General features: G+C 29.5%; 11 protein-coding genes and 2 tRNA genes. 3 read left to right on the top strand and 10 right to left on the bottom strand.

What is annotated here, in order from left to right; all coding sequences use genetic code 11:
* Window positions 1-7 precede the first annotated feature (7 nt).
* The 9 genes from spoT to ACOTU8_RS00355 form a co-directional block, all read right to left on the bottom strand.
* Window positions 8-2,203 carry a RelA/SpoT family protein gene (spoT, locus tag ACOTU8_RS00395; protein WP_422341304.1) on the bottom strand — a complete coding sequence of 732 codons (2,196 nt, stop codon included), beginning with the start codon at window positions 2,201-2,203 and terminating at the stop codon, window positions 8-10.
* Window positions 2,187-2,411, bottom strand: a complete 225-nt coding sequence (gene rpoZ / locus ACOTU8_RS00390; protein ID WP_422341303.1) for a DNA-directed RNA polymerase subunit omega — start codon at window positions 2,409-2,411, stop codon at window positions 2,187-2,189. The genes spoT and rpoZ overlap by 17 nt, the downstream gene beginning before the upstream one ends.
* 10 nt (window positions 2,412-2,421) lie before the next feature.
* Window positions 2,422-3,141 carry a UMP kinase gene (pyrH, locus tag ACOTU8_RS00385; protein WP_422341302.1) on the bottom strand — a complete coding sequence of 240 codons (720 nt, stop codon included), beginning with the start codon at window positions 3,139-3,141 and terminating at the stop codon, window positions 2,422-2,424.
* Between the two features lie 51 nt (window positions 3,142-3,192).
* Window positions 3,193-4,380, bottom strand: a complete 1,188-nt coding sequence (locus ACOTU8_RS00380; protein ID WP_422341301.1) for a murein hydrolase activator EnvC family protein — start codon at window positions 4,378-4,380, stop codon at window positions 3,193-3,195.
* Complete coding sequence (locus ACOTU8_RS00375; protein ID WP_422341300.1) at window positions 4,377-5,183, bottom strand: ABC transporter permease; 807 nt, start codon at window positions 5,181-5,183, stop codon at window positions 4,377-4,379. The genes ACOTU8_RS00380 and ACOTU8_RS00375 overlap by 4 nt, the downstream gene beginning before the upstream one ends.
* The gene (locus ACOTU8_RS00370) at window positions 5,170-5,835 is read right to left on the bottom strand and encodes a cell division ATP-binding protein FtsE (protein ID WP_002856386.1); all 666 of its coding nucleotides are present in this window, start codon (window positions 5,833-5,835) and stop codon (window positions 5,170-5,172) included. Before ACOTU8_RS00370 ends, ACOTU8_RS00375 begins: the two co-directional genes overlap by 14 nt.
* Window positions 5,836-5,904: 69 nt before the next feature.
* On the bottom strand, window positions 5,905-7,083 hold the full coding sequence (gene trmB / locus ACOTU8_RS00365; RefSeq protein ID WP_422341299.1) for a tRNA (guanosine(46)-N7)-methyltransferase TrmB: 1,179 nt from the start codon (window positions 7,081-7,083) through the stop codon (window positions 5,905-5,907).
* Window positions 7,083-8,315: a fibronectin type III domain-containing protein gene (locus tag ACOTU8_RS00360; protein ID WP_422341298.1), complete on the bottom strand. Its 1,233-nt coding sequence runs from the start codon at window positions 8,313-8,315 to the stop codon at window positions 7,083-7,085. Before ACOTU8_RS00360 ends, trmB begins: the two co-directional genes overlap by 1 nt.
* Window positions 8,260-9,228 (bottom strand): RluA family pseudouridine synthase, encoded by a 969-nt coding sequence (locus tag ACOTU8_RS00355; protein WP_422341297.1) that lies wholly within the window; start codon window positions 9,226-9,228, stop codon window positions 8,260-8,262. The genes ACOTU8_RS00360 and ACOTU8_RS00355 overlap by 56 nt, the downstream gene beginning before the upstream one ends.
* Window positions 9,229-9,305: 77 nt before the next feature.
* On the opposite strand from ACOTU8_RS00355, the gene mrdB reads away from it, so the two are divergent.
* Both mrdB and ACOTU8_RS00345 read left to right on the top strand, forming a co-directional pair.
* The gene (mrdB, locus tag ACOTU8_RS00350) at window positions 9,306-10,406 is read left to right on the top strand and encodes an FtsW/RodA/SpoVE family cell cycle protein (protein WP_422341296.1); all 1,101 of its coding nucleotides are present in this window, start codon (window positions 9,306-9,308) and stop codon (window positions 10,404-10,406) included.
* Window positions 10,407-10,459: 53 nt separating this feature from the next.
* Window positions 10,460-10,536, top strand: a tRNA-Ile gene (locus ACOTU8_RS00345).
* Window positions 10,537-10,639: 103 nt separating this feature from the next.
* Here ACOTU8_RS00345 and ACOTU8_RS00340 read toward each other — a convergent pair.
* Window positions 10,640-10,715, bottom strand: a tRNA-Phe gene (locus tag ACOTU8_RS00340).
* Window positions 10,716-10,855: 140 nt separating this feature from the next.
* Here ACOTU8_RS00340 and ktrB point away from each other — a divergent pair.
* Window positions 10,856-12,199 carry a TrkH family potassium uptake protein gene (gene ktrB / locus ACOTU8_RS00335; protein ID WP_422341295.1) on the top strand — a complete coding sequence of 448 codons (1,344 nt, stop codon included), beginning with the start codon at window positions 10,856-10,858 and terminating at the stop codon, window positions 12,197-12,199.
* The last annotated feature ends 2 nt before the right edge of the window (window positions 12,200-12,201 follow it).

The raw sequence follows: 12,201 nt of genomic DNA, 5'->3' as shown, positions 1-12,201 counted from the left end.
AAACCTTTTAACCTTCTTTATAAGCATCATTTAAAGATGTAAAATCTAAAATCTTACAACGAGATTTTAACCTATCCTTGACGCTATCTGGGTTGATATTATCAGGAATTTCCATTGTAATCTCGAAGTAATCTACCGCCGAATTTAAATCACTTGATAAATTAATTGTTAATAGATTTATCTGTATTTTAGCTAAAAATGCCAAAAATTCCGCTAAAACACCTTTTTTATTTTCCAAAGAAAAAATCAATTTATAAGATTTAGGGATGTTAGAATCCCATTTTATAAATACCATATCTTGATTATTATCTATCATTTTATCAGCTCTATCGCAAAGCTTATGATGGACAATAGCGTTACCACCTTTAACAAAAGCTAAAACAGCATCACCTCTTTTTGGATGGCAGCAAAAATCAAAATCCACATTAGCAATTTTATGGTTGCAGTATAGGGTGAAATTCCCTATTTTTTGTTCTTTAATCTCATATTTATCAAACCAATATGATTTCTTGGCGTATTTTTTAAGACCATTAACTATATCTTTCAAATAAGCACTATCTGTTGCTACTTGTCTAATGCGTCTGGCTAAATTTTCTTTTTCTATCCAAGTTTCAATTCTGTTTTTATCAACTCCAAAAATAAAACTTAACATACTAATAGAACTTGCTAGATTAATCTCTCTGATTTTTTGCTTGCAAAATTCCTTTATACTTGCTTTTGCTTTTCCTGTTTTAACACTATCTATCCAAGAACAACGATAAAATTTATCATTGCTAGTAACCACTCGCACAATATCGCCATTTTTAAGCTCGGTTAACAAAGGTACTTTAATACGATTTACATAAGCACTTTTTGCATGAAGTCCTACTTTAGTATGCACTTCATAGGCAAAATCAAGAACCGTTGCCCCACGAGGTAAAGTAAAAATCTCTCCTTTAGGAGAATAAACTGCAACATCCTCAACATAAAGACTATCTTTAGCATATTCATAAAGTTCAATAGCATTGTAATCTTCTGCATTTTCAAGATTGTTTATACTTTGCATTGAAATATCTGTAAGCCAATCAAGACGAGGTGCAACCACACTACCATCTTCTTTATATTTCCAATGTGCTGCTATACCAAATTCAGCAATTTTATGCATATCAAAAGTTCGAATTTGCGCCTCTATAATACTTTTAGTATCAAAAAGTGTGGTATGTATGGTTTGATAACCATTTTGTTTAGGCAAGGCTATATAATCCTTAAAACGCGAAACCAAGGGATTAAAATGTGTATGTAAAATTCCCAAAGCTAAGTAACAATCACTTACTTTTTCAACCAAAATTCTTACCCCAAGCAAATCAAGTACTTCTTCAATACCAATGCCTTTTCTTTGCATTTTAAGATAAATAGAATAGCTATGTTTAATGCGTTTTTGAATTTCAAAACTACCTTGTCTAAAGCCATTGCTCAAAAATAAAAGTTCGATTTTGGAAATAAATTCATTTAAACCTAATTGCATTTCTTGGTTATTGGAATTGATATAATTGTCAATAAGCTTATACTCATCTGGCATAAGATATTTAAAACTAAGATCTTCCAAATAATTTTTTATGCTTGAAATACCAAGTCTATGGGCTATTGGAGCATATACAACTAAAGTTTCTTCGCTAATTCTTTTTTGCTTATCTTCTCTTAGAATATCAAGAGTAAGCATATTATGCAGTCTATCACATAACTTCACAATCAAAACCCCAACATCTTCAATGCTTGCTAAAAGCATATTTCTGAAAGTCAAGGCTGATTTAGTTAAACTTTTTTTAGATTTTGATGAAATGAGATTATCTTCTCTAATTTCTATAATTTTAGTAAGCCCTAAAACAAGTTTTAAGACTTCAGAACCAAACTGCTCTCTAAGTTCTTCTTCGGTGCAGTTTGTATCTTCGATCACATCATGCAATAAAGCAGCTAAAATATTGCTTTTATTTTCACTTAAAAATCCAACCAGTGTTGCTACCAAAATAGGATGTACCGCATAAGGCTCTCCACTTTTTCTAAACTGCCCTTCATGGCAAAATATACAGTAATCTACTGCTTTTTCAAGAATGGCATCATGGCCACAAATTTCGAAAAGCAAAGCCTTAGCAGTTTCTAAGTCTTTACAATTTTTTACATTATCGATTAATTGTTCAAGCAATAATTCTTCATCGATTGGTTTCAACTAAACCCTCTAAAGTAATTTTATTTTCTGCAATTTCATATAAAGCTATATCTGCAAGTTTATTTTTATTTTTATCAAAGTCTACCAAAGGGGTTGCTCCATTTGCCAATTGTTCCGCTCTTTTTGCTACCGCTAAAGAAAGGCGATATCTATCATTACCCATTTTTTCTAAAGCTTTTGCCGCTACTTCTTCTATTCTTTTATCCATAATTTTCTCCTTAATTATTTTTAACGATTGAACAAAGGCTAGTATCACCTTGTATGATTTTAAGCAAATTACCCTCTTCAAACATATTACAAACCACAATAGGAAGTTTGTTATCTTTAGCTAAAGCTATAGCTGTATCGTCCATCACTTTAATATTATCTTGCATAGCTTCATCATAACTTAAAGTATTTAAAAATACTGCATCATTAAATTGTTTTGGATCTTTATCATAAACTCCATTAACTTTTGTAGCTTTTATTACCATATCTGCATCAATTTCCACAGCTCTTAAAATTGCTGTTGTATCTGTAGTAAAATAAGGGTTTCCAGTACCTGCGGCAAAAACCACAACACGACCCTTTTCTAAGTGTCTTTGCGCTCTTCTCATAATATAAGTTTCACAAAATGCTTCCATCTGAATGGCGCTTTGAACCCTAACTTCAAGTCCAGAGCTTTCCAAAGCTTCTTGTATAGCAATAGCATTGATAACCGTAGCAAGCATTCCCATATGATCTCCACTTGTCCTTTTAATCAATCCGCCCTTAGCAGCACTTACTCCGCGAATAATATTACCACCGCCTATAACTATACCTACTTCTATTTGATTTTTTATAAGTTCTTTAATCTCTGAAGCTATGAATTTTAAAATAGAATTTTCTATACCAAAGCCATTTTCACCCGCTAAAGCCTCTCCTGAAAATTTTACTAAAACTCTTTTTCTCTCCTGCATTATTTCTCCTTATTTAACTTGAAATTATATTTTAAATTCCATTAAATTTAGCTAATTTAAGCTAATGAGTTCCAAAGGATTGATATGAAAATTTTTTTGAGTTACTTCAAAAGTAAGATCATTTTTTATTCTACCCACTACGGCACCTTTTTTAATATTCTTACCAACTTTAATATTAGGAGCAATCTTATCTAAATGTGCGTATATTGTATGTATGCCATTATCATGCTCAACAATAACAACTCGAGCTAACATACTAGTATCTTTGGCAAAAACTATTTTTCCATCTAGCACATTTTTAACAACTGCATCGCTTTTATTGCTTCTTAAAACTACATTCTCGTTAAAAATTTTAAGATTATAAACAGGATCAACATAATTTCCAAATTTTTGCTTCACAGTAAAAGAATCTAATGGAGCTATGGTTTTTTTTCCTGTGTAACGCTTGACTGAACTTCCTTGATAGCTTGAACCTAATTGCCTTATTTGTTGATTATTTTTTACTATTTTAGTGTTATTTTTATTTGAATTGTCTTTATCGTTAATAATTTTAAGTTGATTTAGTGTTTTTCTAAGCTCTTCTTGCTGAGCTTGCAAATCATCGAGTTTTTTTGCATATATAGCTCGATCTGTTTTTTGTTTATTAATTTCGCTAATTTGTTTTTGTTTTAAACTTTGAAGCTTGGCTAATTGAGCGTTGTAATCCTTAAGACTTTCATTGATTTTCTTAATCTGAGCTTGTTTATCATCAATAAGCCTGCTTACTCCCTCATAATCTTTAGAAATTTTAAAAATTTCTTCATTTAAAACTTTGTTTAAGCTTCCTAAAATTTCAAAAGCCATAAAACTTTCTTCACTTTCAATATAGCCTTGAGGAATAGGTAAATCATAAGCAAAATCTTTAGCCATTAAAGATATAAGTTTACCTTCCATATTTGATTTACTTTTAAGCAAAACTTCATTTTGGCTTGTAAGGGTGTTTAACTCTTGATTTTGAGCCTTGGCACTTGCTTCAAGCTTAGAAGTTTGTGAATTTAAGCTTTCAATTTGCAAACTTAGATCTTTCAAACTTTTTTCACCATTTAAAATATCACTAGCCAAATCTTCAAGTTTTTTATTTAGCTGTTCTTGTATGCGTTTATTTTCTTCTAAACTTTTTGTTTTTTCATTTATAGCGTTTGCTAAACTTATATCAACAAACAAAAAAAAACAAAAAAAGATAAGAATATTTTTTCTCATCTTTTAACCTTAAACATAACTGTATTTACACACAACAAGCAAATAAACAAAGTAGCTAAAAAAATTAAAGTCAAATGTAAAATAAAATTAATAGGTGGAAAAATAATATCTACGGTCTTTAAGCTTTCTTGGATAATAGAAAGATCAAAAATTTGGGTAAAAAAGGCAAGTAAAATAATAAAAGAAATAAAACAATCAACCACAACTACCTTATAAAGCATAAAAGATCTAAACCAAAACGGAGCTCCAAATAAACACATAATTTCAATACGATCGGTATGTTCATAAAGCCAAATTCTCATCTGTTTTAAAAACAAAACAAAGGCAAGTAAAATAATGATAAATAAAAATAACCAAAAAACAAATTTCATCAAAATAAGTAAAGAATATATCTTATCATGGGTTTTGGAAAAAGTTTCAACCTTGCTAACACCTACAATATTTAAAAGTTGATTTTTAATCGAATTTAGTTCATTTTGATCGGGTAAAGAATTTAATTTTAAAGTATAAAATTTTGGCAGAGAATCTTTTAAAATTTTCAAATTCTTTTCAGAAACATCATTTTTCAAACGATCGATTAAATCCTTAGGATCTAAAGATTCAAGTCCAGCAAAAAATGGTATTTTTGTTTTTACTACATTCTGATCAAGTTCAGTTTTGCTGACAACTATAATATTATAATCTTTATTAACAAGTTCTTCATAATGCTTTAAAGTTGCATTTGTAATCAAAATAAATTCAAAAGCAAACATCATAAAAAGTAAAGGTAAAATTAAAGATAAATGTGTTTTAAAAAATTTCATTCATTTTTCCATTTTCTATATTAAAACGACGATAATCCACTCTTAAATTGCTAGGAATTCTATGCGTTACTACTATAACACAAGTTCCTAAAAGCTCTCTAGCAGACTTTAAAAGAGTCCATATAATATCAGAAGAATACTCGTCCAAATTTCCCGTTGGCTCATCGCAAAGTAAAAGCTTTGGATTATGAGCTAAGGCTCTAGCCATAGCAACGCGTTGTTGCTCACCACCGCTAAGTTGATTAGGCAATTTATCTGCTTTAAAAGTTAAATTTACATGCTTTAAAAGCTTAGCAGCTTGATCATGGCATACTTTTTTGCTATAACCTTTAATCATTAAAGGCAACATAACATTTTTTTCAACACTATATTCTTGTACAAGTTTATAATCTTGAAAAATAATCCCTATTCTTTGACGCAATTTTAAAAGTTCTAAATTTCCGATTTTATTCATCAAAGATCCACATACTTCAAGCTTACCAGAAATAGGTTCTAAATCTCCATAAAAAGACTTTAAAAGCGTACTCTTACCACTCCCACTTTTACCTGTAATAAAAACAAAATCATCATCCTTAAAAGCAAAACTCGCTTCTTTAATAACTAGTTCATCATAACCTAAAGTAAGTTTATTTGCTTGGATTAAATTAGGCATCCTTTTTCCTTAACTTCCCTTTTTAAATTTTTAAATTATGCTTTATTTTTGCTTAATTTTCAAGAAAAATTATATTTTAAACTGAACTTTTAAAATTTCTTTTAATTCATTTATTGCTTTAATATTTTCTTGAATTTTAAATGGCTCTTTAAATACAAAACCAATCGTTTTATCTAAATACAAATAACAATGCTCTGGTTTATTAAAAGCTCCAAAAGCAACTTTTAAAAGTAAATTCTCATCTTGCTTATAAATACTTTCAAAATGCAAGAAAAAATCATCTTTTTTTATAGTAATATTTTTAAAATTCTGCTTTATTTTTTTTAAATTCTCTTTAGAAAAATTAATAGATGAGAAATTAAATTCGTTTAACTTGCAATCTCTCTCTTTCTCATCAAAATTCCATACCCAAAGATCATATATATCTTTTTCTTGTTTTTTCCATCTATCTTCATATTTACTTGAAATTTCTAAATTTTCATTTTTTTTAAGACTAAATTTTGGAGCTGGGAAAGTCAAAAATTGATCTAAAGTAAAATCAAAATATTCAAAACTATCTGTTCTAAGCTCAAAACGTCCATTTTGAGTTAAAACTCTAGCACACTCTTTACAAAAATCTTTGCCAATAACTCGCCTATGAGGCTTTTTATCCCAAGGAACAGGAAAATGTAAAAAAATCTTTTCAACTGATTTTGATTTTAATACACTCAATAACAATCTCGCATCACTTTGGATTAGCAAAATATTATTTACATTTTGTGCCTTAGCAAGTTTAGCTACTTGAGTTAAAGCTGGGTTGTAAATTTCCACCCCTAAAATTAAAACATTTGGATTTTCTTTTGCTTGGTAAAGCAAATGTCTTCCCGAACCAAAACCTATTTCTATATAAATTTTCCCTTGAAGCTTAGATAAAAGCTCATCAAAATTATTAACAATAAAAGGTGTTTTTTCAATTAAAGCATTGTTTTTAAGCCCAAAAGCTTCATTGATAATATTCTCGCAAAAACCTTCTTTAAAGATTTTTAAAGCCTTTTGTAAATAACCTATTTTAGAAGGTTTTGTATGTTTATCGCCTTTAATCACAAAACCATTTTGTACTTTTTTAATCTGCAGAAAAAAACTCTCTTCTTGAACCTTTGTATAAATAAGACTAACATTATCATTCTTAGCAAGCCAAAGAAATTCAACATCATCCTTGCTATAAGGTAGATTTATTTCTTTGATCTTTTTGCTTTTAAAATTTGGCACTACTGAGCCGCCTTAACTTTGCTTGAAGGTTCTGAACGAAGTCCAGCTGAATCAATAGCAATAACTTCATAACTATATTCTACTCCTGGTAAAGCTTTTACATCTTTTAATCGCTTTTCTTTAATGCCTTTAAAAACTGCATTTTGCTCCCCGCCATAGCGTCTTACTTCATATTCAACAGCTCTAGTATCATTATCACTCCATTCTAAATTTATCCCTTCGCTTGTGCTTTGAGCCAAAATAATACTAGGAGCTAAAGGATTACCTAGAGTTTTACCTTCTACACTATCTTTTGGCATAGGACTTTCAAGACCATCTTTATCCACCATTGTTACTTTATAATACTTGCTTTTACCTGATCCTTCTACTATATCCTCATAAGAATTTTTATCAGTTTTTGCTAAAACACTAAAAGGAAGGAAACTTGAGCTCGTAGAATAAACTTTATAATAAGAAAAATCTTCATACGTAGGAGCATCCCAAGTTAAAATGATTTTATTAGAACCATCTGTGCTAGCACTTAAATGCTCAACTTGAGGAGGTAAAGCCTTACTTGTAGAACTTACAACTTGACTTGGCTCACTCTTTATCCCATTAAAACTCACAGCAATAATTCTATAACTTGAATTTTCATTAGGTTTTAAATCACTATCGATGTATTCAGCGTTTAAACGATTTTTTACTTCTGCAATTTTTTTAAATTCTTTATCATCACCTTTGGTTCTTTCAATAATATAAAAATCAACCCTAAAATCAGGATGTGGACGCCAAATAAGTTTAATACGATTAGGCAAAGTTATAGCTTGAACAAAAGGAACAGCTTCAAGTCTTGGAGCTGTGCTCACTTCTATAACCTTCCCATCTTCTGAAATTTGTCCTTGCTCATTAAAACTTTTCATCATATAACGATATTTAGTACCAGGCTCTAATTTAGTATCTACATAATGAGTTTGAAACTTATCTTTAATAGTGCCTACAAGTTTAAAATCAGGATTTTCATCACTAGAACGATACAAATAAAATCCTTTGATATTTTCATTATATAAAGGCTCCCATTCAAAAGCAATATTACTCATATCACTAAGACTTTTTAAACTTTCAACCTTTGGCAAGCTTTCATTTACAGCAGGCTCTTTACTTGAACTTAGCGAATTCATTTGTGAAACACTACAAGCACTAAGCAAAAGAGTTAAAAAACCCAAGTAAAAACTCAAGCGAAATCTTTTCATCATTCTCTCCTAAATTAATTTGTTTAAACATAATATTTTTAAAATCTTCCATCAAAGGTGCTTTAACAAAAATTTGTTCTTTGGTTTTTGGATGGATAAAATACAAAAAATAAGCATGCAACATTATCCTACAATCATACTTACCCTTATAACCATACAAGCTATCGCCTAAAATATGGCGATTTAAACTAGCCAAATGCGCTCTAATTTGATGAGTTCTCCCTGTAAAAAGCTTAGCTGCTATTAAAGCTAAATTTTCAGTTTTTACTACATTTATGAAAGCTGATTTTGCGTTTTTACTGAATTTATTTTCCTTATCTATGGCTATTTTTTTAATAGCATTAGAAGGCGAACGCATTAAAAATTTATCAACTATAATTTTATCTTCTTTTAGTGGCAAATCAATTAACGCAAGATAAATTCTTCCCATGCTTTTATCTGCAAGCTGTTCGCTTAATTTTTGATGGGTGAAATTATTTTTCGCTATTAGTATAGCTCCGCTTGTATCTTTATCTAATCTATGAACAAGACCAGCTCTTACCTCTCCTCCTAAATTTGATAAAGTATATTTTTTTTCTATTAACCAATCCACCAAAGTAGCACTTTTAACACTACTTGCTCCATGAACGACTAAATTTGAAGGTTTATTTAATACAAGTAAATCCTCATCTTCATATAACACATCAATATCAAAATCCACTTCAAACTGAGGTTTTGTCTCATCATAAGGTTTTAAACTTGCAATAGATACAATATCACCATTTTTAAGCTTAAATGAATTTTTATCTTGAATTTTATCATTAACCTGTATACAATCTTTTTCTATAAGCAAGGTAACTTGATTCCGACTTTGGTTTAATTTTTTAGCCAAAAACACATCAAGTCTTAAATTTTCATCCACTAAAAAAGTTTGCATTTTTTCCTTAGAAGTTTTTAAAAATTTAAAATTTTAGTTTATAATTATAGCTTTATATTACCAACTGAAGGCAAATTTTGTTTAGATTAGATAGAAGAATTTTAACTCATTTTGACTATATGCAACCCATTTTATTTTTACCTATAATTCTTACTTCATTTTTCTTAATCTTTGAAGCCAATCCTTTTCTAGCAGAAAAACAGTTTGTTTATGCCTGTGTAGGATTGTTTGCTTTTATGATTTTTTTCTTCTTTCCTATAAGGAAATTTATTTGGATTATTCCTGTTGCTTATTGGATTAATATTTTTTTATTGCTAAGCGTAGATATTTTTGGGGTTGAAAAATTAGGTGCTAAAAGATGGCTTGAAATTCCTTTTACTCACTTTACTATACAACCTTCTGAAATTTTTAAACCTAGTTTTATTTTAATGCTTGCCTATCTTATTTATCAAAATCCTCCGCCAAAAAACGGATATAAACTTAAACAATTCATCAAACTTAGCTTTTACATCATTTTGCCCTTTTTACTCATTGCAAAAGAGCCTGACTTAGGAAGTGCAATGGTTTTACTACTTGTTGGTTTTGGAGTACTTTTTATTATGGGGGTTCATTATAAAATTTGGCTTAGTATTGCTATAGTTATAAGCATTAGCTCTCCTATTATTTACACACACCTTTTAAAACCATATCAAAAACAAAGAATTCATGATTTTATTTCAGAAAAACCAAGTTATCAAGTAGCTCAATCAATGATAGCTATTGGAAATGGTGGTTTAACTGGAAAATCTCAAGATGAAGCCACTCAAACGCATTTTAAATTTTTACCTATTTCAACTAGCGATTTTATCTTTGCTTATATGATAGAAAGATTTGGATTTATTGGAGGGTTAACATTAATTATATTTTATATTTTACTTATTTTTCATCTACTTAGTTTAAATTATAAACTTAAAGATGATTATTTTGCCAGAGTTGCTATCAATTGTGTTGCATTATTCATTTTTATTTATGCAGCAGTAAATATCTCAATGACTATAGGTTTTGCACCAGTAGTTGGAATCCCTTTGCCGTTTTTTAGTTATGGTGGAAGTTCTTTTACTATTTTTATGATTTTTTTTGGAATTTTACAGCATTTAATCACTTTTAGATATTTTTGGACGGATATAAAGGCTAAATAAAATATTTTTAAGCATTAATAAGATATAATTTTACGTTTTAATTCAACTTAGACGGATTTATAGCTCAGTTGGTTAGAGCAACCGGCTCATAACCGGTTGGTCGCAGGTTCGAGTCCTGCTAAATCCACCATTCTACTATAAACTATCAACTTTTTTAAATAATAACTTTTAGTTCTTTAAATATTTCAATCTTATATAAAAAAGCATGTGATGTGATTTTTTGAAAGACAAAGTGGTGGTTAGAGGCAGAATCGAACTGCCGACACGCAGATTTTCAGTCTGCTGCTCTACCGACTGAGCTATCCAACCACAATGTTTAATTAAAGTAAAAATGTAATTGTATCTTTTTTTCTTTAATTTAAGTTTAAATACAAAAATAAAATTTTATTTCCCTTAAAGTTTTAATAAGATAGAATACCCGCTTTAGATCATTATCAAATGGAAATTTTTTGAAACAATTTGGACTAGATAGACGAACTTTTAAAATTTTACTAGCTGGTTATATTATTATTGCATTGTTTGGGGCTTTATTGCTACATTCAAGCTGGGCACATACAACTCCTATTGATTTTTTAGATGCCTTTTTTACAAGCACATCTGCTGTTAGTATGACAGGATTAGTAGTTAAGAACACTGCGGTTGATTTTACCTTAGTAGGGCAAATTATTATCTTAGCTTTGGTGCAAATTGGAGGCTTGGGATATATGGGTATAGGTTTGTTTGTTTATATACTCATACGCAAAAAAGTTGGTTTTAGTGCAAGAAATTTACTAAAAGAGTCTTTATTTTATCCATCTATGGATGGTTTATTTAAATTTTTTAAAAAGGTTTTGCTGTTCATTTTTACTATAGAATTGATAGGTGCTATACTTCTTACCATGCGTTTTGCCCTTGAAATGAACTTTAAGAAAGCTTTATGGTTTGGAATTTTTCACTCTATTAGTGCTTTTAATAATTCTGGATTTACTATATTTGAGCATGGGCTTATAGCTTATAAACATGATATAGCAATTAATCTTATTATCACTTCTTTAATCATCATTGGAGGGCTTGGATATTTTGTTTTAGTTGAATTATACTTTTTTCAAAGAAAAAAATTGCAAAATTTAAGCCTACATACAAAAATGGTTGTTGTTGCAAGTATTTTTCTTATAATTTCTTCAACACTTATTATTTTTACTTTTGAATACTCAAATCCTCAAACTATAGGACATTTTTCATTTTTTGATAAAATTTTAAGCTCATATTTTATCGCTATTAATTACCGTACTGCAGGATTTAATACCTTGGATATAGGGCATTTGCATGATGCGAGCTTATTTTTTGGATCTTTATTTATGGTTATTGGTGGTGCACCAGGTGGAACAGCTGGAGGTATGAAAGTAACTACTGTAATGGTTTTATTGCTCTATGCTTATTGGAGTATCCGCGATGGAAGGGTTAGAATTTTTGGATATGAAATTTCAAGAGAAACTATATCCAAAGCTTTTATTATAGCTGTAGGCTCAGCTGTTTATATAATAATAGCTGTTATTTTACTTTCTTTATTAGAATCAAAATTTGATTTTATAGCTTTGCTTTTTGAAACTTCTTCAGCTTTTGCAACTGTAGGAATTTCAGTTGGAAATGGTGAAACTTTATCTTTATGTGCTTTATTTAGCGATCCTAGTAAGGTAATTATTATCATTATGATGCTAAGCGGAAGATTAGGCGTATTTGCCTTTTTACTCTCCGTATTTAAACAAGATAAAGCCATACATCTAAAATTCCCTGAAGGAAAAGTAAATTTATAAAG

Origin of the sequence: Campylobacter jejuni (assembly GCF_049221745.1) — a bacterium.
In the GTDB taxonomy this organism is placed as follows: domain Bacteria; phylum Campylobacterota; class Campylobacteria; order Campylobacterales; family Campylobacteraceae; genus Campylobacter_D; species Campylobacter_D jejuni_E.
This window is presented reverse-complemented; position numbering and strand designations above follow the sequence as displayed.